The organism is Bacillus sp. C-3-6 (genome assembly GCF_054509685.1).
Window position 1 is genome coordinate 916,824 of record NZ_CM137247.1, and the last position, 20,560, is coordinate 937,383.

Sequence of the window (20,560 nt, forward strand, 5' to 3'; positions counted from 1 at the left end):
TTTCTTACTTTTTATAGATATTTATTCCAATTATATTATCAGATGAATCTAAACGAATATAAACGTCAGCTGATAAAAGGTGTGCATTATATATTCGTTGTTTATATGTTGATATCTCGAAGCGTTTTCCATTTAATTCACATTCTAGAATAATCATATCGCCATGTTCTTTCCAATTTATTAATTTAGCAGTTGTATTCATATAAACCTCCTCTGAATCATTTTATGAAAATTAATAGAGATAGTGTGAGAAAGGAGTTTATATAACAAAAAAAGACACCTTAAGTGTCTTTTTCGATTACTATAAAAGTCGTTGAATGAAATAGGTTTCTATTTTTATTTACGTGAAAACCCTTCTTCATCAAGGTATTCCGCAGCTTCTGGATAAGAGTTGAATGTACCGTCTAAGTTTACACCAGCGTACACGTTCCACATGTCATCCTCTGAAATAAGAGTAAGAATATGACCATCTTCGTTCTGCCATTCTTCTTCTTTCGCAGGTTCTACAGGTGCTACTACTTCTTCTTGTGATAGAAGGTCAATTGATTTCTCAATTACTGAACGTAATTCTTCTGCTGAAAACTCACGGATGTTAACCATACCTTTATCATCCGTTTTGTAACCGTTAATACCGCTTGCATACACAAATCCATTTCCATTTGGGTGTAAATGAAATACAACGTTCTTTTTATCTAAACGACTTTCTTCAAAGTGGAAGTTTACACGTTTTAATGATACGTTCTTTCTTTCTAGTTCTGGGAAAGATTCAATAATCGATAATTTTTCTTCAAAAGTTAGCATAGTGCCTCCAAGTATATAGTAAAAGATTTAATTTGTTCATTATAGCATAGTTGCAATTGTTTCCAAAGATAAGGGGGAAACTTTTCATTGAATACGTTTACGTCACGAGAATGTAAAAAGTGAACTAACGAATGTATCTTTTTAGGTGTACAATGGAACATGGACTTTATACAAAGGTGGTTTTTTTATGTTTCAAAAAATAGCAAAGGAATGTTTAGCAGGATTTACTGTTGCGATTGTTGCGTTACCACTTGCGATTGCATTTGGTATTGCTGCGACAGGAACGTCTGAGGGAGCGCTTGTTGGATTGTATGGTGCGATTTTTGCAGGTTTATTCGCAGCGTTATTTGGCGGGACACCTGGACAAGTAACGGGGCCAACTGGACCAATTACCGTTATCGCAACAGGAGTTATTGCGACGCACGGGTTAGAGGCAAGTTTTATTGCCTTTATGATGGCAGGGTTATTTCAAATTTTATTCGGTGTATGTAAGCTCGGTTCTTACGTTCGATATATTCCGTATCCTGTCGTTTCAGGATTTATGAATGGTATTGCATTAATCATTATTTTAGGCGAAATAAAGCACGTACAAAATAGTTTTCTACTTGTTGTGTTAACGATTATTGTAATGATTGTTTCTGGTAAATGGATTAAGGCGATTCCGTCTAGTTTAGTAGCACTAGTCGGTGTGACAGCTTTGCTACCTTTATTTTCTTCCCTACTCGAAGGACTTACAGTAAATTTACCGATTATCGGAAATCTTTCATTAAACAAAGTAATTGAAAAGATTGGAACCATTCCAGAAGCGATGCCTACGCTTCATATTCCATCTTTAAGTGGAACAGGAATAGCAGCACTTATTTTACCAGCGCTTAGTATTGCTTTATTAGGATCGATTGACTCGTTGTTAACATCGGTCGTAATGGATAATGTGACAGGTACACGTCATAAAAGTAATAAAGAGCTCGTTGGACAAGGTATCGGTAATATGATGAGCGGATTGTTTGGCGGATTAGCAGGTGCAGGTGCGACTGTAAGGTCTATCGTGAATATAAGAAGTGGCGGTAAAACGGCACTTTCGGCATGTATGCATAGTGTTATCTTATTCATTTTTATTATGGGTCTTGGTTCGGTCGTACAATATATTCCACTTGCTGTACTATCAGGTATTTTAATTTTAACTGGTATTGGAATGTTCGACTGGGAAAGCATGAAAAAGATGCATGTCGCTCCTAAAGGTGATGTCGTTGTTATGCTCGTAACGATGATTGTGACGGTGAAGTTCGATTTAATGATTGCTGTTGCATTCGGTATTATTCTTTCGTTCATCATATATATGGTGAAATGTAAAGAACGTAAAACTTCTATCGTAAAAGAAAGAGAAGAAACATACACAATTCAAGGGCCGCTCTCTTTCCTATCAGTAGATCGTATTTTCTCTACTTTACAAGATGTGAAGTCACCGGTTGTTTTACGTATGAAAGATGTGCGTTATATGGATGTATCAGGAGCTATGGCATTATTAAATTTTGTTGAGCAATCAAATAAAGTAGGAGCAAGTGTAAAGCTTGAGCAAGTACATCCGAGTATTGAAAAAACAATCATAGTAATGGCAAGCGATGAACAGAAAGAACAATTGAAAATCTTAAGTGCTTAGATGGTAATTAGAATATCTCACAATTTTACATACATTATAATGTAGAGTTGTGGGATATTCTTATAATGTTTTTAGTAATATGTACCGCAGTGATAGAGAAGAGCTCTTTTTGAGTAACGAAAACAGTTATAATGTGTACATATAATGGAAGGAATTAGAAATTAGAGTGTGAAGAGATAGGCGTAAATTGGTTCTCTTTTCTATTTTGTAAAAAAAACCAAGTATTCAACCTATAATAAATTTGTTATGATAACCAATGGGATAAAGTGAATCCCTATCGTTTAAAACAATATGTTTGAGAGTATATGTATAAAAGAAAAGAGAAAAAATATGAATAAAACATTTGTAAAAGGAGCAGCGATTTTAACAATTACAACTTTTTTGTCAAAATTGCTTGGTAGTTTTTTTCAAATTCCATTACAAAATATTGCAGGAGATGAAGTACTCGGTATTTTCCGTCTTGTTTTTCCTGTATATATGATTGCTCTTACATTATCGGTAGCCGGAGTTCCACTTGCAATTTCGAAACTAATTGCAGAGTTGAACGAAAAAAATAAGCAAAAGGAAATTGCGAAATTATTTAAATCAGCGTCAATTATTGGGATAGCATTTGGCGTTTTCGGCTGTTTAGTCATTGTATTATTTTCTATTGAAATTGCAAATATGCTTGGTGGACAAGAAACTAGAATGCCGTTGCTTATTACTTCATTAGCATTACTCATTGCGCCATACATGGCAGTTTATAGAGGGTATTTTCAAGGTTTCGGTGATATGAAACCAACAGGGGTATCACAGGTCATTGAGCAATTTGTACGTGTGTTTTTTATGTTAATAATTGCTTACATACTAGTATCATGGGATAAGAGTAATACTGTTATTACTAGTGGTGCGATGGTTGGCTCTTTTCTTGGAGTCATTAGTTCGCTTATATATTTGCGTATAAAATATAATAGAAGTCCATACTACAATAAAAGCAATTCCTATTCACTCCGAGATTTAAGAGAAAACGGCAAAAAGATATTGAGGGTATCGATCCCAATCGCTATCGGAGCTTTATCAATGCCACTTTTAAATTTAGTAGACTCGCTTACAATACCGCATGTATTACAAGGATCATCAACAGAAATTCAAGAACAATTTGGAATATACAGTCGCGGTTTTGCATTCACGCAAATAATTGTTATTTTTGCAAGTGCAATTGTATTTCCGTTAATACCACTCTTAACTTCCGCATTGGCCAAAAGAGATATAAATTTGGCGAAAATAACAATTCAAAATACAAATCGACTAGCGCATGTTTTGACAGCACCGTTAACAATATGGTTGATGGCATTAACAGTACCGTTAAATGTCGGATTGTTCACAGACGTAAAAGGCAGCAGTATGTTAACAGTTATGATTGGCAGTTCGTATTTTACTGCGGTTATGGTATTATCAATAGGTGTTTTACAGGGCATTAATCGTTCTGCACAAGCTGCATGGATTGTTATTGGTGCGAGTTGTGTGAAAGTCGTGTTAAACATAATGTTCGTGCAGAAGTTTGGCATAGATGGAGCGGCGTATAGTACATTCATTACTTACGTATTGATTTGTATTGTAAATCATTTGTATATTCGAAGCTATATTGCCTATTCTATTCATTTAAAAAGCTTTTTTGGTGTGCTAGCAATAGCATCTATTTTAGGACTAGGATTGTATGAACTATTTAATGTGATAGATGTTACATCTTCAAGAATTATGACGTTATTATTCAGTGGTATAGCATTAAGTATTACAACCATTTTGTATGGTGTATGTGCTTTGAAATTAAAATGGATATCAATAAAAAAAATACCATTTTTGAAAAGATAAATATAAAATTTAATTTTTTATTAAAATTCATATGAGCTGATAAAGAGGAAACTATGTAGGGTATTAAGTGTTTAGGTAAGGAATGGGTACCAGTTTATGTTAGATGAAATAAACGGTTACCTAGTTTTGGAGGAGATTTAGGGTGCGTTTAGTCTTATCAGGATATTATGGTTTTTATAATGTTGGAGACGAGGCGATTCTACAATCAATTATTGAATCGTTAAGTAAAGAGAACCCGGATATAGAACTAGTAGTACTATCAAATGATTCTAAATATACAAAGGAAATGTATGGTGTAGAATCGGTAGATCGCTGGGATATAAAAGCTGTTTATCATGCGATCAAAAACAGTGATGGAGTTATTAGTGGTGGCGGGAGCCTTCTTCAAGATCAGACAAGTACGAAGAGTATTCTATATTATACGGGTATTATGGGACTCGCTCGATTATTAAAAAAGCCGTATTATATTTATTCACAAGGAATAGGTCCAATTACAAAAGGATATAATCGTCTATTAGTAAAATGGAACTTGTCAAAAGCTTCCTATGTATCAGTTCGAGATGAGGATTCGTTTTTATATTTAAAAGGACTTGGCATAAAAAACGATATTGAAATTGTTCCAGACCCTGTTTTAACATGGAAACGGACAAAACAATCGGATTGGTTGCAAAAGCATTCGATACATGGAAAAGTAATCGCGGTTAGTGTGCGTTATTGGAATGCAAAAGAAGATTATATAAAAAAATTAGCTGCGGCATTAAAAAAATTAAAGCAAGAAGGATACCAAATTCTATTTGTTCCAATGCATGAGCCATTTGATCAAAAAGCTTCGCGTGAAGTAGTAGACTTAATGGGAGAAGAGACGTATATACTTCCATATAAAATGGATATCGACGAGAAAATATTCATTTTATCACAATGTTCATTACTAATTGGTATGCGTCTTCATGCACTAGTTTTTTCTGCTGTAGCCAAAACTCCAATGGTCGGGATTTCATACGATCCGAAAATTGATTCGTTTTTAAGTCAAGTGAATCAGCCAGTTATAGGAAGTGTGGATGGCGAATGGAGTGCTGAATATTTATATGAAATTGCGAAAAAGCAATTAATGCAACAAGGAACTGTGCAGCAAGAGTTACAATTGACAATAGATGAGCTTCGGTTGCAAGGCAAACAGGCAACAAAGAAACTCATTGATCATATGGAAAAAGGCACTTTATTAAAAAAGTAAAGTGTCTTTTAATTTGTTTTGAATTTAATGAAAATTCTAATTAAAAAACGTTTTATTTTAATTCCTATTTATTATGCTAAAATGATTGTGATTATTATATAATCAAATTTGTGATAATAAATTCGTAGATTACGAGGAGGATAACCTTGAAGACTTTTTCAAAAGGTATAACAGCAGTGGCATTAACGGGATCATTACTTTTAACTCCTATTTCAAGTTATGCGGCAAATGATGATATTACAGGACATATGTTTGAGACGCATATGCGCTCACTTATTACTAAAGGAGTTTTAATGGGGTATGGAGACAATGTATATGCGCCTGATAAATTAGTAACAAGAGCAGAGTTTGCTACATTCATAGCAAGGGCTTTAAATTTACCGAAAGCTGATTCGAATTTCGAGGATGTGCCGAAGACTTACGGTTTATATGATGGTGTAAGTAGAGCATATGGAGCGAAAATTATTAATGGTCGTACGAACGAGACATTCTCACCAAATGATGTGATTACACGTGAAGAAATGTCGATAATGGTAAAGCGAGCGTTAGACTATAAAAATATTAAAGTAGCTGTAAGTCCGCTTACCTTTACTGATAAAGATAGTATTAACTATAAAGAGCATGTGCAAGTTATGGTGGCTACTCAAATTATTAAAGGGTATCCAGAAGATAATACATTTAGACCACATTTATCAGCTACAAGAGGGATGGCTTCAGCTATGTTGGATCGCATGCTTCAGACGATTGAAAAAAACGGAAATAGCAATCCTGTAGAAACTAAGAAATATGTTGTGACAAATGTAAGAGAAAATGGAACAGAGCAAGAAGTAGAGCGCTATAATACGTATAAAGAAGCGGTTATGGCTGCTCAAAATAAAGGTATGAATGCGGTGAAATACGAGAACGAATTTTTATGGATTAAAGATGGTTTTGCAAGTGCGAAAAGAATAACTGGGCAAAACATCATTAATATTTATGATGAGAATTTGTCAACAGTATATACGTATATTCAGTATGGAACAGAATTGAAAGTGTTAGAAGTTGGCGAAGATCGTGTGAAAGTTCAACTTTCTGGTTTGACAGGTTATGTGAAGAAGAATGAAATCACTTTAATTCCTACAAATGAAATGAAACAGTCGTCTTATTATGTGAAATCAGATGGATATTTATACCATAAATATTATACATATAATACAAGTTCACCTGGATATACAGAATTTAGATATGGTGTGGCACCTTCTTTCATGAAGCAAGGACAGCAAATGTATAGTGTAGATGGAAAGACATTTGGAGACGAAACTTTCTATCAATATTTCAATTATTTATCATTACGTTCGAAAACAGATTATACAGCTGAACAACTAGATAGTTATGTGAAATCGATTAAGCCAGACTCTCCATTAATTGGTTTAGGAAAGAAATTTAAAGAAGTAGAAAGCAAGTATAATGTAAATGCATTATTCTTATATTCATTAGCAATTCATGAAAGTTATTATGGAACAAGCGCTCTTGCAAAAGACAAAAATAATTTATTTGGTTTAAAAGCAACAGACGATAGTCCATATGGTAACGGAGAAGCATTCAATTCAAAAGAAGATTGTATTGAACATGCAGCAAAATTATACATGAATGAAGGATATTTAAATCCAGGACATTGGCGTTATACAGCAACATATACAGGTGATAAAGCTGCTGGTTTAAATGCGAAATATGCATCTGATGCGAACTGGGGTAAAAAAGTAGCGGGGCATATGAACCGTTTTGATTCTTATTTAGGTAAAAAAGAATACAACAAGTACAAACTTGCACGTGTGATGAATAACGTGGAAGTGAAAAAGAATCCTAGTATATCAAATGAGCGACTGTATCGTTTAAATACAAATGTAGTTGTTACAGTTACTGGTGAAGAAATAATAAATGGAAAATCGTGGGTTAAAATTATTTCAGATAATCCTACTGTAACAGAAGCGTATATTGCAAAAGAAAGCTTAGAATATGTAAAACATTAATTAAATAAAAAAGAAGGTGCTACTAATATTTCGTAGCACCTTCTTTTTTATCCCGCATTAACGGGCAGTAATCCCCCACTGATTAAAGTTTCACTTTATTCAATTTCAAAATCAACAATGATATAAGCGAGTATAACAACGAAGAAAATACTAACGGCTGGCGCTGTTAATACGTGGCCAGACATAAAGCCGATGCCAAGTGATAGAATGAGTGTGCTCGCTAATAGCATATACTTTACGGTCATGATTTTCTTAAAGTTTGTGATCATGCGGATGAATAATTTAATACCAAAGTATAGAAGTGGTATTAAGTAAATAAGGAAACCGACAATTCCAAATGCGAAAAATAGGTCATGGAAGTCCATTTCAATTAATTTAATTTTATCTGTGTAGTTACCAGCGTAACCCATTCCGAATAGTTTTTGTGAAAGCGGTGCGTCTTTATAGTACTGTTTGTATGTTTTTAAGAATTTGTCGCGATCGCTGTAAATTAAACTTTTTACTTCAGAATCTGTAAGTTCACCTTTTGCATGTTTTTTTGCATCTTCTGGATCTTCTTTAATTACTTTTCCTTCTTTTCGATCTTTCTCTTCTTGTACTGATTTTTTGTATTCGTATATTTGCATGTGAATGCCCATATTTTTTGCGATAGGAGTATGCGGTGTAAGAGCAATTAAACCTCCTAGTATAACTGCGGCAACAACGGTATTTACAATATGTGTGAATCCTTTTCCTTCTTTTTTACGATTTATCATATATTCAATGAATGAGAAGAAAAGTACTACGCCTAATGTAATAACAATTGCGCCATATCCGACTTTCGTTCCGACCATAATACTTGCATACATCGCAAGTATTGTTGGAATCCAGTAATATATTTTCGAGAAAGAAGTTGTTTTATGAATCGAATATAAGACAATGATTGGGAACATAATGGCGAAAAGAGAACTTAAATCATTTCCAGCGAAGAACCAACCTCTTGAACCAATTTTTGAGTGAGGATAGCTTGGGAAATCCGTTCCAGTTTGCATTGCGACAATCATAGTGATACTTAAAATTAAAGTTGCATATAAGAAATATGTAATGATTTTATGAAATACATACTCTTTATTTTTTAGCTCTTTAAAGGCGATAATATATCCAAACAGTAGCACAATTGGATATACGCTCTTTAAGATAAATTTAACTTCTTCTCCAAATGAAACTGGAGATTTAACCATCATATTATTTACAAGACCGATTGCGAGTGCGATTCCGAGTAAACATAAATAGAGGATGTACTTTTTCGCATCTTGTTGTTTGTGATGAAGAAGTAGGTATCCTAATGCAAGAAGCATAAAGGCGAAACGGACTACAACTCCAACTGTTGCGCTCATGTGTAATATATAGATTGAAAAAGATGTTAATAAATCTAAAATTGGTTGAAACACAATGAATAGCAATAGGAAATGTGGGAAGTAGTTATCCGTTTGTTTCAACTTATTAACCATATGTTCCTCCAGTTCTTCATTCCTTTATTACAACACCCAAAAGATGGGTATAAAGCCTTTTTTACATAGTAAGGCGAATGAATTTCAATATTTGTTTTTTTATCCCGCATTAACGGGCAGTAAGACCCCGCCTCAAAATACAATACAGTGGAAGCAAAGAAGTTAGGTGGGGATCAACTGCCCGTAAAAGCCCGATTGGTGAGGACTAATAATCAGTGGGGGATGAACACCCCCCACTGATTAAAGTCTCACTTTATCAAACTTAAGAATACACCATTTCATTGTAATGGTAAATAGATGAAAAGCATGGATAAACCGACTTTAATTTCTATATTTTTCAACGGAATTGTATGTTTTATACGGTATATGTACAAATTGCGAGATTATTAGACAGAAAATTGAGAAAAAAGAAGGATTTTTCAATGGTTCTCTATAATTATATAAGTATAATCTTTATGGAGAAAAGAGGGGTATATATAATGGAAATAACAAGTAAAACAGAATCTGTCGTTGTGAAATATGAAGGCCACGTTGCAACGGTTATGGTCAATCGCCCAGAGGTGTTAAATGCGTTAGATGAGCCAACCTTAAAAGAGTTATTACAAAAGTTGAAAGAAGTAGCGGAAAGTTCTGCGCATATCGTTGTGTTATGCGGGAACGGCCGTGGTTTTTCTGCGGGTGGGGATATTAAATCGATGCTTTCAAGTAATGATGAAAGTAAGTTTGATGGCATTATGAATACCATTTCTGAAGTTGTCGTGACATTATATACGATGCCAAAGCTTGTTATTAGTGCAATTCATGGACCAACTGCAGGTCTTGGATTAAGTATTGCGTTAACAGCTGATTATGTAATGGCGGATATATCATCTGTTATTGCGATGAACTTTATTGGAATCGCTTTAATTCCAGATGGAGGCGGTCATTTCTTCCTTCAAAAGCGCGTTGGTGAAAATATGACGAAGCAAATTATTTGGGAAGGTAAGAAATTATCAGCGAGCGAAGCGCTTGATATCGGCTTAATTGATGAAGTAATCGGCGAAGATTTCCAAACGGCTGTGAAGCAAAAAATTAATGAATGGTCACAAAAACCGATTAAAGCGATGATTCAAACGAAGCAAATTTTATGTGAAGTAAATCGCTCTAATTTAGAGCAAACATTGCAATTAGAGAAGCGTGGTCAATATGCAATGAGACAAACAGCGGATCATAAAGAAGGAATTGCTGCGTTTTTAGAGAAACGTTTACCAGCATTTAAAGGGGAATAAAGTGAAGTGAGGATTTTGTCCATTCCTCACTGATTATTAGCTCGTTAATTCGGGATAAAGGGGAGAAAGTGCTAACACATTTTAGTATAATTGTGTTAGCACTTTTTTTAAGGAGTAATACATGAAGAAAATGATCGGTGTTATCACTATTATTTTGCTTACATATTCTGCTTTGCATAGTACACCATCTTTGGCAGTTCGGACTGCGTTATTTTTTGAGGGACATCCAAGTGTTGCATTTTCTGACGGGGTGACGAAAGAAAAAGATGTGAAAAAAGAAGCGATTCCAGATGAGTATCAAACTCTATATGGTAAGGACGAAGACTTAGAGCACTATTTTTTTCCGCATGTAAGAGCACATGGATCAGGAATTGATATGTTAAGTGCATGCGTGAAGAAAAAATGGTTTTTTTATAAAGCAGAGCTCGGATGTTATTAAATATAGGAGGATGAATGATGTCAGCATATAACAAGTTAGTAAGAGATCGTGTTCCAGAGAAGATTTTAATGTCTGGAAAAACATATACAGCACAAAAATTAACAGGTCAAGCCTACATACAAGCTTTAGCGAAAATTGGAACGGAAGAAATTCGTGAATTTGCTTCTATGAAAGAACGCGAACATGCGCTAGATTCTCTTGCGGATGCGCTAGAAGTTATCATTTCATTAGCACGTGCAGAAGGTGCATCGATTGAAGATGTGGAACGCCTTCGTAAGAAAAAAGAAGTAGAGCGCGGTGGATTTGAAAGAGGTATTTATTTATTAGACGTTTCAGAAGAATAGTTTTATAGGAAAAGCATAGCGTTAATGAGTAACGCTATGCTTTTTTGTTGCAATGAAGCTAATAATGAAGAAGATAGCTGTTAATATCCAGCCGATTGTAATAGAAGTAGTAGTATGAATGGCATAAGAGATTTGTAAACAAAATAATGATGCTAAAAACCAAATGAGTGCAATGTGTATATATTTTTTTGATATATTCATATTTCAGGACTCCTTTTGTATACTAAAAAGAATTTTACTACAATTTAGAAAATTAAGCTATATAAGTAGAGGTTTTCTGGCGAATTTTGTATACTGAATAGTAGAGAAAGTGAGGAGGAAACGACAATGGCACATCATACGAAAGAAACGATGGAACTGATTAAGGAGCTTGTCTCTATTCCGAGTCCATCTGGAAATACAGCAAAAATTATTAATTTCATTGAAAACTATGTAAGTGAGTGGAACGTAGAAACGAAACGTAATAATAAGGGTGCTCTTATTTTAACGGTAAAAGGGAAGAATGATGCGCAGCACCGCTTATTAACGGCACACGTTGATACGTTAGGTGCGATGGTGAAAGAAATTAAGCCTGATGGTCGCCTGAGTCTTTCTATGATTGGTGGATTTCGCTGGAACTCTGTAGAAGGAGAATATTGCGAAATTGAAACATCAAGTGGCAAGACGTATACAGGAACGATTTTAATGCATCAAACATCTGTACATGTATATAAAGATGCAGGTGAAGCAAAACGCGATGAGAAAAATATTGAAGTTCGTATTGATGAGCGCGTATTTTCAGCTGATGAAGTACGCGAATTAGGAATTGAAGTAGGAGACTTCGTGTCATTTGATCCGCGCGTTCAAATTACAGAGAGTGGATACATAAAATCACGTCATTTAGATGACAAAGTAAGTGTTGCGATTTTATTAAAATTAATTAAAAGATTACAAGATGAAAACGTAACATTACCATATACGACGCATTTCTTAATTTCTAATAATGAAGAGATTGGATACGGTGGTAATTCTAATATTCCAGAAGAAACTGTTGAATACTTAGCAGTTGATATGGGAGCGTTAGGTGATGGACAAACATCTGATGAATATACAGTATCTATTTGTGCAAAAGACTCTAGCGGCCCGTATCATTACGCACTGCGTAAACATTTAGTAGAGCTTGCGAAAACGAATCATATTGAATATAAAGTAGATATCTATCCATACTACGGATCTGATGCATCAGCTGCGATTCGCGCGGGATTTGATGTGAAACATGCTTTAATTGGAGCGGGTATTGATTCTTCTCACGCATTTGAACGTACACATGAAAGTTCTATTGCGCATACAGAAGCATTAGTGTATGCATATGTAATGTCTAATTTAATTGAAGAATAATTTCATAGATAATAGAGAGCTGATTAAAAATAATATTTTTAATCAGCTTTTTATTTGGCAAAGCGATTAGGAGACATGTCCTAATCGTTTTTTTATCCTGCTATTTGTGGGTTGATTAAAGTTTTATTTTATATACATTCATTATAAGTTATATATATACGATTTTTGTTATACGGCCGGAAACGTATTTACTATAGATATATAATGTTATACACTATGAAAGGAATTAATTAATAGTTAATATTTTTTAGTTAGCTTGAATAAAAAAATTGTATGAATATGAAGTTTTGAGAGGAGATTTATTTTTCATGAAGTACAAAGCAATAGCCGCAGGTTTATTAGCAGCAAATTTACTAGCACATCCAATTAGTAGTTTAGCAGAAACGAAGAAATTTCCTGATGTTTCAGATAGTGCGTGGTCGAAAGACGCAATTTATTATTTAGTAGAGAGAAATGTAATTAACGGTATGCCAGATGGTAACTTTATGCCATACGGAAATTTAACACGTGCCCAGGCAGCAAAGATTATCGCAACAGCAATTGGTGCTAAAGTAGATCCGAATGCAAAGCCGTCTTATAATGATGCAAAAAATAATTGGGCAGCTTCATTTATTGCAGCCATGGAAAAAGAGAATATTATTAAAGGGCGAGAACCAGGAGTATTTGATCCTGAAGGAAAAGTAACTCGTGCTGAAATGGCAGCTATGCTTGTAAGAGCATATAATCTGAAAAGCAAAGTAACAGGACCAGTTCCTACAAAATTCGCTGATTTAGAGAATCATTGGGGTAAAGAAGAAGTTAATATTTTAGTAGAATTAAAACTTTCTTTAGGTACAGAGAATGGCTGGAAACCGAATGATTCTATTACGCGTGAACAAGCAGCTCAGCTTACTGCGCAAACAGATAAATTTAGCAAGAATAGTGATCGTCCAGTAGAAACAAAGAAAATGTACATAGATAGAAAATTCATTACATATCACGCACCATCATTAAGTTCTGGGATTAGTGCAAATCAGCATAACCCACAAACGGTTGAAATTAAAGAAGAACGAGATGGATGGATCAAAATTGCAACAAGTAACGGTGATAAATGGACACCTTTAGTAGAGAAAACAGAAGTTATTAATGAAGGATTCACTACTTATGCAGAAGCTTCTTCTTCGTCAAAAGTAATGGGAACACATAACGCACAGCAAGTAACTGTTATTGAAGAGAACGGCAGCTGGATTCGTATCCGCATGGGCGCTGGTTTCCAATGGGTTAATAAAAATCAATTAAATCCAGTGAAGCAAGGTAACTTCTTAGAAGGAAAAGCGATTATTATTGATCCAGGTCATGGTGGAGCGGATTCAGGTAATCCAGGTTATTATGAGAAAGAAAGTGAAACTGTATTAGATGTATCATTGAGATTACAGAAAATATTTGAGAAAAAGACACCATTTACTGTGTTATTCACTCGTACAGATGATACACGTCCAGGAACAAGTGCTTCTGATTCTTTAAAGAAACGTGTAGAATTTGCTCAAAAAAATAATGGGGATATTTTTGTAAGTATTCATGGTAATGGCACGGAAGAGAAAAATGGACAAGGTACAGAAACATTCTACTATGAATCAGCGACAGCAAGAGGAACAAATCCTAACGTATCAGAAAGTCGTTTATTAGCAGAAAAAATTCAAGAGCGTCTTGTAGATGCACTGGGAACAAAAGATCGTGGTGTGAAAAAAGGCGATTTATACGTAATTAGAGAAAATACAATGCCAGCTGTATTAGCAGAATTAGCATTTGTAGATAATAAAAGTGATGCAGATAAAATAGCTACACCAGCGCAGAGACAAAGTGCAGCGGAAGCTATTTATCAAGGTATTTTAGATTACTATGAAGAAATGGGTAACAACGTGTCTTCTTTCCGTTAATAAATAATAAGAGATTGCCATTGGCAGTCTCTTTTATTTATTAACGTTTCTCTTTATTTCCGGCATATGATATCATTTAATTTTATATACAAAAGAAAAGTATTTGAATAATTGTAATCATAACAATTTTAAACGATAAAGGATGATAATAGATTGAGTAATCATAGTAAAACACCTGCCTGTATATATACGTATGCATTTCGTGAGGAGGAGCGTGCTTTATGTTACTTGGAAATGCGCTCGTTCTTTGGAATGGAGTCCCACGTTAATATTTTAAAAAGTGATGTCAAAATTGACCCGAGTAGAAGTGCGTTTATTAAAGAGCGAATTGAAGTTATGTATGAAGGAGACGACTTAGAAAGCATTTTAAAACAAGTGGAACAAATTGATTTAGCGGGGGCGTCGTTTAAAGTTATCTTCGTTAAAATCAATGACCTCGTTGGAGAAAATAAAATTGAATATGGAGAAAGACGTCTTATTGAACGAGACCTTGGCATGCATATTGAAGGAGAAGCGGATGTTCGTAATCCAGAGCGTGTATTCGGGATTGTTCCTCTTGGAGGACGCTGGTACTTCGGGCACTATGTAGAAAGCGAACCAGTTTGGTATCATCACATAAAAAAACCGCATAGTTATTCGACATCACTTAGCACACGTGTTGCGAGATCGGTTGCAAATATCGCTGTACCAAATCCAGAAGGAGTACGAGCAATTGACCCTTGCTGCGGTATTGGAACAGTAGTAGTAGAAGCACTTTCTATGGGGATTAACATCGTTGGTAGAGATATAAATCCACTTGTAGTTCTTGGAACGAGAAAAAACATCGCACATTTCGGATTTGAAGGAACAGTAACAAAAGGACCAATCGAGGAAATTACTGAGAACTATGACGTTGCCATTATTGATATGCCATACGACTTATTTACGCATGCCACACCAGAAGATCAGCTCTCCATTCTTTCAAGTGCGCGCCGCATCGCTAAAAAGGTAGTCGTTGTAACGATGGAGACAATGGACGACATGATCCATGAAGCAGGATTTGAAATTACAGATCGCTGTATTACAAGAAAAGGATCATTTACTAGACAAATTCTTGTTTGTGAATAAGAAAGGAAGGCCACCCGTTTGGGTGACCTTTTTAGTGTAGTTTGATGTGTGATTGGTTGGTGGTGTAGATAGATGAATTAGCGGAATTTGTCGGTAAGTCGATATTCCATGGCAAATCGCCGATATATTGTGTTGAATCGCTGATATATTCCGAGAATCGTCGATATCGTTACATTAGAATGTTACTGTTCTTTTAATTTTTCTTGTTGTGCGATTAATAAATTGCGTAATATGTGTCCGCGGTAACTTTCTAGTTTTCTTCCTTCATGATAGCGCACACCTAATTTTTTTAGTTCAGCTACGTACCAGCCCTTTGTTCCGTAATACATGGGATCACTTCCTTTTTGCTTTTGAACAGTATATGTTGGGGGACGAAGTAACTTTACATTGAAAATAATAATGGTAAAAGGAATCCTACATGTGTGTACGAGAGGAATTGCAAAGTTATCGAGGTGTTTTATAACGTAACATCCAAGCCGTGTATAAAAAAGTAGACAGTTGTATATGAATTTGTTGAAAAAAGAATACACATTACTGAGGGGATTTGAAAAAAGTAATGCTATACGATTTGGCATGATACTTGCGTTGGAAATAGTATCAACGTATAGGGGAGAGATAGAAATGAAGGTTAGTAAAATATATACAACGATTGATGCACACGTAGCTGGGGAGCCGCTTCGAATTATTACGGGCGGCGTGCCAGAAATAAAAGGGGAAACGCAGCTGGAAAGACGCGCATACTGTATGGAACATTTGGATTACCTTCGTGAAATTCTGATGTATGAACCGAGAGGGCATCACGGAATGTACGGTTGTATCATTACACCGCCAGCAAGTGCTCACGCTGACTTTGGCGTATTATTTATGCACAATGAAGGATGGAGTACGATGTGTGGTCACGGCATTATCGCTGTCATTACAGTTGGAATTGAAACAGGCATGTTTGAAGTAAAGGGTGAAAAACAAAAGTTCATTATTGATAGCCCTGCTGGGGAAGTTGTTGCGTATGCAAAATATAACGGGAGTGAAGTAGAATCTGTATCATTTGAAAATGTTCCTTCCTTTGTATACAAAAAAGACGTTCCTATTAAAATAGATAACTATGAATTTCAAGTAGATATCGCGTTTGGAGGAGCATTTTACGCTGTTGTAGACTGTAAAGAATTTGGTTTGAAGGTTGATTTTAAAGACTTGCCCGCTATTCAAACGTGGGGCGGTAAAATTAAACATTATATAGAGAGCAAAATGGAAGTGAAACATCCACTTGAAGAAGGATTAAAAGGAATATACGGCGTTATCTTTTCAGATGAACCGAAAGACAAAGGTGCTACGCTACGAAATGTAACGATTTTTGCTGATGGGCAAGTAGACCGTTCTCCTTGCGGTACAGGAACTTCAGCGAGAATCGCAACTCTTTTTGAAAAAGATGCCTTACAAAAGGAAGAAATTTTCGTCCACGAATGCATTACTGACGGGAAATTCGAGGGAGAAGTATTGTCGGTAACAGCAGTAGGTACATATGAAGCTGTCGTTCCGAAAGTAACGGGGCATGCATCTATTACAGGATTTCATCAGTTCGTTGTAGATCCGAGAGATGATTTGAACCGAGGGTTTTTGATAGGATAGAAGAAGGGGGTGGAAAGATATGCTAGTTATAAGCGCGAACGAACAAAGAAACTTAGTAAATATGAATGAAGTTATTGAATACGCGGCGCTTGCTTTAAAAGAATTTTCCGCAGAAAGAACGATTACACCAATAAGAGGTTCGTTACCATTTGCGAACGAGCAAAATACGGCATTAATTATGCCTTCAGTAGCGGAAGGGCTTGAGGCGCTTGGGATAAAAATAGTAACGGTAGTCCCGCAAAACAAACAGGTAGGAAAGAAAACGATCAACGGGATTGTGATGCTATCAGACTTTCAAACGGGAGAACCGCTTGCACTTTTAGAAGGATCGTACTTAACGATGATCCGAACAGGCGCCTTATCAGGAGTAGCGACAAAATATTTAGCTCGTCATAACGCAAAAACTTTATGCATTATCGGCACGGGCGAACAAGCGAAAGGAATTGCCGAAGCAATATTTGCAGTTAGAGATATCGAAAAAGTCATTTTATACAATCGAACAGAAGAAAAAGCATATGCATTTGCGCAACATATACAAGAGAAATTTGGTAAACCTGCTTACGTTTACAGGGATCCAAATGAAGCAATACGTGAAGCAGACATCATCGTCACAACTACGAACGCAACCACACCAGTCTTCTCAGAAACACTACAAAAAGGCGTCCACGTAAACGCCGTCGGCTCATTCAGACCGAGCATGCAAGAACTACCCTCACACGCCATCACAAGCGCAAACAAAGTAGTAGTCGAATCAAAAGAAGCAGCACTAGACGAAACAGGAGACCTTCAAGTTCCGATAAAAGAAGGTCTATTCAAAGCAAACGCCATTCACGCTGAACTTGGTCAAATTATAAGCGGAGAAAAAGCTGGCCGCGAAAATGATGAAGAGATTACTATTTTCAAATCAGTTGGTTTAGCGGTAGTAGATATTATCGTTGCGAAGTATTTGTATGAGAAAGCGGTGAAGCAAGGAGTAGGGAATAAGATTGAGTTTTGAGACTGCCTTTTGGTGGTATTTTTTGTCAGGATGGGTGTGCTAGTATTTATAATTGAAGCCTTTTAATATTATGTTGAAATATATAAATTCTGCGCGGACATCAAATCATTCATTCAATTGGTATATGAAAAAGTTGCACCTCTAATTATTAGAGATGCAACTTTTTACCATTCACGCCATTCTTCTGTTATATCTTCCTCGGATTCTAAGCCAGCTATTCGTGCTGCTGTATCGATAAATTCATAGAGATCTTCTCTTTCCATTGTTTCGATAAAATGGTCATGTTCGATATTTAATTCATTTAATTTAATAACTACCTCTTTAACAACTTGCATTACTTCGACTTCGGTTGGATTCTCTCCTAATCGCTGTAAATTGTTAATGTAAGTGTCAAGAACTGTATTTGTTGCACTTATATTTTCTTCAGTAAAAAATTCCCCATCTTCATCATACTCAACCCATGAGGTTGTTGGTTTATTTTTTTTCAATTCATCAAATGTCATGATAACCTCCTAAATGTGTTTTTGTCTTTAATCCCATTCTATATTTTCGGTCATATATAACAATCATTTTAGAGGTGTTTTCTGTAAGTTTCTAGTTTTTTTATTCATTTTAAGAGGCCATCTATTCGAGGTTTTTTTATTTTATCATCCTTATAAATATAGTTTATCGCAAGAATACATTAATAGATTTCAAACTTTCTAGTTTTACAAAAAAGTTTGACTTTACATACAGGTAGTGGTAATTTAAAACTTATAAGAAAACTCGGGATTAATTCCGAGTTTTCTTATGGGTATAACTAGTTTGAGGGGGCCGAAAGATGAAACGGAAATTATTTGCATTACCATTTGTTCTAATACTACTTATTGCATTAGCTGCTTGTTCAGGGGAAAAAGATTCGAAGCAAGCGGGCACTAGTAAATCAGGGACTCCGAAAGATGGAGGAACGTTAACGATTGGTGTTAGCGATAATCCAGATACGATGAATCCGCTTTATGCGAATGATCGTGTGTCATTAACTGTGCAGCAGGCTTTATATGCGCCGCTATATCATATGGAAGACGGTAAGAAAAAGTTTGTTCTTGCTGAGAGCTTTACGCCTTCAGAAGATCAATTAACGTGGACACTGAAGTTAAAAGATAATTTGAAATGGCATGATGGTAAGAAAATTACATCAGACGATATAGCATTTACATTCCAATCTATTTTGGATGAGAAGCAAAATAGCTCAAGTCGTGAAAACTTTATTTTTAAAGGAAAGCCGCTTGAGGTGAAAAAGGTAGATGAGTTAACAACTCAATTCGTTTTACCACAAGTAAGCGCATCTTTCGAAGGTGTGATGAATGATTTCTTCCCAATTCCGAAACATGTATTTGAAGGGGAAGCAGATTTAGCGAAGAGTAAGAAAAACTTACAGCCTGTAGGATCAGGTCCGTTTAAGTTTAAAGAGTATAAATCAGATGAGTACGTTGCATTAGATCGATTTGATGATTATGTAGGTGGGAAAGCTAAATTAGACTCTATCGTATACCGAGTTGTAAAAGACCGTAATACAGCAAATGTTTCACTGCAAAATGGTCAAATCAACATGAAGATGATTGAGCCGCAAGACTTTAAGAAACTAGATAGCACTGGGAACTTCTCAATGGTGACATTCCCTGAAGGTAGATTATTCTACTTATCTTATAACATGAATACGGAGCTTATGAAGAAAAAAGAAGTGCGCCAAGCAATTGCGCATGCGTTAGATAAGAAAGAAATGATTAACTCAGCATTCGTTTCAGGTGAATTTGCAGAACCAGCAAATTCAATCTTAACGCCAGACGCTATGTATTATGCGAAAGATATTAAAGACTATAAGTATGATAAAAAAGAAGCGAAAGATTTATTAGCAAAAGCTGGCGTGAAAGATAAAGAAAAAGTACGTGTGATGTATGTAACGAATAATAAAATTATGGAAAGCTTAGCGTTATATACACAACAAAAATTAAAAGAAGTTGGCTTAGAAGTTGAACTAAATGCATTAGATGCTAGTGCGGCAAGTGAAAAAGGCTTAGATAAAGAGAATAAAGAATATGACATTACATTTGGTGGTTACATAATGGGACCTGAGCCAGATTCATATAAGAGCTTATTCTTAAGCAATGCTGAATACAATTATGCACGATATAAAAACGCTGATTTCGATAAGTTATGGGAAGAAGCTGCAGTTGAGATAGATAAAACAAAACGCGCAGAGCTATACCATAAAATTCAAGAGACAGCTAGAGAAGACGTACCTTATCTACCAATCGCGTATCCGAAAGCAGTTATTGCAGTAGATAAAAAGTTTGATGGATTAAAAGAAGCAAAAGCAATTCCTGTCACCATGTTTGAAGATCTATCTAAGATTTATGAAGTGAAATAAGAAACAATAAAGAAGCTGGTGGAAATCAGCTTCTTTAGCT

At 35.4% G+C, this 20,560-nt stretch carries 19 protein-coding genes; 13 read left to right on the top strand and 6 right to left on the bottom strand.

Translation table 11 applies throughout. The annotated features are described in order from the left end of the window. Window positions 1-4: 4 nt before the first annotated feature. Together ACW0JX_RS04660 and ACW0JX_RS04665 are read right to left on the bottom strand one after the other, a co-directional pair. The gene (locus ACW0JX_RS04660; protein ID WP_001098258.1) at window positions 5-202 is read right to left on the bottom strand and encodes a hypothetical protein; all 198 of its coding nucleotides are present in this window, start codon (window positions 200-202) and stop codon (window positions 5-7) included. Between the two features lie 134 nt (window positions 203-336). Beyond that, window positions 337-801 carry a Rossmann-fold NAD(P)-binding domain-containing protein gene (locus tag ACW0JX_RS04665; protein ID WP_459245420.1) on the bottom strand — a complete coding sequence of 155 codons (465 nt, stop codon included), beginning with the start codon at window positions 799-801 and terminating at the stop codon, window positions 337-339. 187 nt (window positions 802-988) lie between these two features. On the opposite strand from ACW0JX_RS04665, the gene ACW0JX_RS04670 reads away from it, so the two are divergent. The 4 genes from ACW0JX_RS04670 to ACW0JX_RS04685 all read left to right on the top strand — a co-directional run bounded on the left by ACW0JX_RS04670 (window position 989) and on the right by ACW0JX_RS04685 (window position 7,549). Then, complete coding sequence (locus ACW0JX_RS04670; protein WP_064532639.1) at window positions 989-2,458, top strand: SulP family inorganic anion transporter; 1,470 nt, start codon at window positions 989-991, stop codon at window positions 2,456-2,458. A gap of 330 nt (window positions 2,459-2,788) precedes the next feature. Then, window positions 2,789-4,309 carry a putative polysaccharide biosynthesis protein gene (locus ACW0JX_RS04675; RefSeq protein WP_064532641.1) on the top strand — a complete coding sequence of 507 codons (1,521 nt, stop codon included), beginning with the start codon at window positions 2,789-2,791 and terminating at the stop codon, window positions 4,307-4,309. Between the two features lie 142 nt (window positions 4,310-4,451). Continuing rightward, window positions 4,452-5,540 (top strand): polysaccharide pyruvyl transferase CsaB, encoded by a 1,089-nt coding sequence (gene csaB / locus ACW0JX_RS04680; RefSeq protein ID WP_416474665.1) that lies wholly within the window; start codon window positions 4,452-4,454, stop codon window positions 5,538-5,540. A gap of 146 nt (window positions 5,541-5,686) precedes the next feature. Next, entirely contained in the window at window positions 5,687-7,549 is a 1,863-nt protein-coding gene (locus ACW0JX_RS04685; protein ID WP_459245421.1) for an S-layer homology domain-containing protein, read from the top strand. 95 nt (window positions 7,550-7,644) lie between these two features. Here the strand turns inward: ACW0JX_RS04685 and ACW0JX_RS04690 are convergent, their stop codons facing one another. Beyond that, on the bottom strand, window positions 7,645-9,039 hold the full coding sequence (locus ACW0JX_RS04690) for an O-antigen ligase family protein (RefSeq protein ID WP_459245422.1): 1,395 nt from the start codon (window positions 9,037-9,039) through the stop codon (window positions 7,645-7,647). A gap of 455 nt (window positions 9,040-9,494) precedes the next feature. Between ACW0JX_RS04690 and ACW0JX_RS04695 the strand changes: the two genes are divergently transcribed. From ACW0JX_RS04695 to ACW0JX_RS04705, 3 genes are all read left to right on the top strand, one after another. Beyond that, entirely contained in the window at window positions 9,495-10,307 is an 813-nt protein-coding gene (locus tag ACW0JX_RS04695) for an enoyl-CoA hydratase (protein WP_003269647.1), read from the top strand. Window positions 10,308-10,428: 121 nt separating this feature from the next. Next, a complete protein-coding gene (locus tag ACW0JX_RS04700; RefSeq protein ID WP_000738198.1) occupies window positions 10,429-10,746 on the top strand; it encodes a hypothetical protein in 318 nt (105 codons plus the stop codon). Between the two features lie 17 nt (window positions 10,747-10,763). Then, window positions 10,764-11,090 (top strand): nucleoside triphosphate pyrophosphohydrolase, encoded by a 327-nt coding sequence (locus ACW0JX_RS04705; protein ID WP_001277348.1) that lies wholly within the window; start codon window positions 10,764-10,766, stop codon window positions 11,088-11,090. Between the two features lie 21 nt (window positions 11,091-11,111). Here the strand turns inward: ACW0JX_RS04705 and ACW0JX_RS04710 are convergent, their stop codons facing one another. Further along, a complete protein-coding gene (locus tag ACW0JX_RS04710) occupies window positions 11,112-11,291 on the bottom strand; it encodes a hypothetical protein (protein ID WP_001027083.1) in 180 nt (59 codons plus the stop codon). A 126-nt stretch (window positions 11,292-11,417) separates the two neighbouring features. Between ACW0JX_RS04710 and ACW0JX_RS04715 the strand changes: the two genes are divergently transcribed. From ACW0JX_RS04715 to ACW0JX_RS04725, 3 genes are all read left to right on the top strand, one after another. Continuing rightward, window positions 11,418-12,467: a M42 family metallopeptidase gene (locus ACW0JX_RS04715; RefSeq protein ID WP_000930086.1), complete on the top strand. Its 1,050-nt coding sequence runs from the start codon at window positions 11,418-11,420 to the stop codon at window positions 12,465-12,467. A gap of 308 nt (window positions 12,468-12,775) precedes the next feature. Then, the gene (locus ACW0JX_RS04720) at window positions 12,776-14,383 is read left to right on the top strand and encodes an N-acetylmuramoyl-L-alanine amidase (protein ID WP_000875329.1); all 1,608 of its coding nucleotides are present in this window, start codon (window positions 12,776-12,778) and stop codon (window positions 14,381-14,383) included. A gap of 153 nt (window positions 14,384-14,536) precedes the next feature. Then, the gene (locus ACW0JX_RS04725; protein WP_168411151.1) at window positions 14,537-15,490 is read left to right on the top strand and encodes a TRM11 family methyltransferase; all 954 of its coding nucleotides are present in this window, start codon (window positions 14,537-14,539) and stop codon (window positions 15,488-15,490) included. Window positions 15,491-15,672: 182 nt separating this feature from the next. On the opposite strand, the gene ACW0JX_RS04730 is transcribed toward ACW0JX_RS04725, so the two are convergent. Next, window positions 15,673-15,903: a YflJ family protein gene (locus ACW0JX_RS04730; RefSeq protein ID WP_100910561.1), complete on the bottom strand. Its 231-nt coding sequence runs from the start codon at window positions 15,901-15,903 to the stop codon at window positions 15,673-15,675. A 208-nt stretch (window positions 15,904-16,111) separates the two neighbouring features. On the opposite strand from ACW0JX_RS04730, the gene ACW0JX_RS04735 reads away from it, so the two are divergent. Both ACW0JX_RS04735 and ACW0JX_RS04740 read left to right on the top strand, forming a co-directional pair. Continuing rightward, on the top strand, window positions 16,112-17,116 hold the full coding sequence (locus ACW0JX_RS04735) for a proline racemase family protein (protein ID WP_459245423.1): 1,005 nt from the start codon (window positions 16,112-16,114) through the stop codon (window positions 17,114-17,116). A 19-nt stretch (window positions 17,117-17,135) separates the two neighbouring features. Continuing rightward, on the top strand, window positions 17,136-18,113 hold the full coding sequence (locus tag ACW0JX_RS04740) for an ornithine cyclodeaminase family protein (protein ID WP_459245424.1): 978 nt from the start codon (window positions 17,136-17,138) through the stop codon (window positions 18,111-18,113). A gap of 164 nt (window positions 18,114-18,277) precedes the next feature. Here ACW0JX_RS04740 and ACW0JX_RS04745 read toward each other — a convergent pair whose 3' ends face one another. Continuing rightward, window positions 18,278-18,616 (bottom strand): hypothetical protein, encoded by a 339-nt coding sequence (locus ACW0JX_RS04745; protein ID WP_000141782.1) that lies wholly within the window; start codon window positions 18,614-18,616, stop codon window positions 18,278-18,280. 317 nt (window positions 18,617-18,933) lie between these two features. Between ACW0JX_RS04745 and ACW0JX_RS04750 the strand changes: the two genes are divergently transcribed. Next, window positions 18,934-20,520, top strand: a complete 1,587-nt coding sequence (locus tag ACW0JX_RS04750) for an ABC transporter substrate-binding protein (RefSeq protein ID WP_089170495.1) — start codon at window positions 18,934-18,936, stop codon at window positions 20,518-20,520. The last annotated feature ends 40 nt before the right edge of the window (window positions 20,521-20,560 follow it).

Bases quoted from the DNA above. Each gene is read 5' to 3' on its own strand.
- ACW0JX_RS04660 (WP_001098258.1), bottom strand. From the start codon at position 202: ATGAATACAACTGCTAAATTAATAAATTGGAAAGAACATGGCGATATG.
- ACW0JX_RS04665 (WP_459245420.1), bottom strand. From the start codon at position 801: ATGCTAACTTTTGAAGAAAAATTATCGATTATTGAATCTTTCCCAGAA.
- ACW0JX_RS04670 (WP_064532639.1), top strand. From the start codon at position 989: ATGTTTCAAAAAATAGCAAAGGAATGTTTAGCAGGATTTACTGTTGCG.
- ACW0JX_RS04675 (WP_064532641.1), top strand. From the start codon at position 2,789: ATGAATAAAACATTTGTAAAAGGAGCAGCGATTTTAACAATTACAACT.
- ACW0JX_RS04690 (WP_459245422.1), bottom strand. From the start codon at position 9,039: ATGGTTAATAAGTTGAAACAAACGGATAACTACTTCCCACATTTCCTA.
- ACW0JX_RS04695 (WP_003269647.1), top strand. From the start codon at position 9,495: ATGGAGAAAAGAGGGGTATATATAATGGAAATAACAAGTAAAACAGAA.
- ACW0JX_RS04700 (WP_000738198.1), top strand. From the start codon at position 10,429: ATGAAGAAAATGATCGGTGTTATCACTATTATTTTGCTTACATATTCT.
- ACW0JX_RS04705 (WP_001277348.1), top strand. From the start codon at position 10,764: ATGTCAGCATATAACAAGTTAGTAAGAGATCGTGTTCCAGAGAAGATT.
- ACW0JX_RS04710 (WP_001027083.1), bottom strand. From the start codon at position 11,291: ATGAATATATCAAAAAAATATATACACATTGCACTCATTTGGTTTTTA.
- ACW0JX_RS04715 (WP_000930086.1), top strand. From the start codon at position 11,418: ATGGCACATCATACGAAAGAAACGATGGAACTGATTAAGGAGCTTGTC.
- ACW0JX_RS04720 (WP_000875329.1), top strand. From the start codon at position 12,776: ATGAAGTACAAAGCAATAGCCGCAGGTTTATTAGCAGCAAATTTACTA.
- ACW0JX_RS04735 (WP_459245423.1), top strand. From the start codon at position 16,112: ATGAAGGTTAGTAAAATATATACAACGATTGATGCACACGTAGCTGGG.
- ACW0JX_RS04740 (WP_459245424.1), top strand. From the start codon at position 17,136: ATGCTAGTTATAAGCGCGAACGAACAAAGAAACTTAGTAAATATGAAT.
- ACW0JX_RS04745 (WP_000141782.1), bottom strand. From the start codon at position 18,616: ATGACATTTGATGAATTGAAAAAAAATAAACCAACAACCTCATGGGTT.
- ACW0JX_RS04750 (WP_089170495.1), top strand. From the start codon at position 18,934: ATGAAACGGAAATTATTTGCATTACCATTTGTTCTAATACTACTTATT.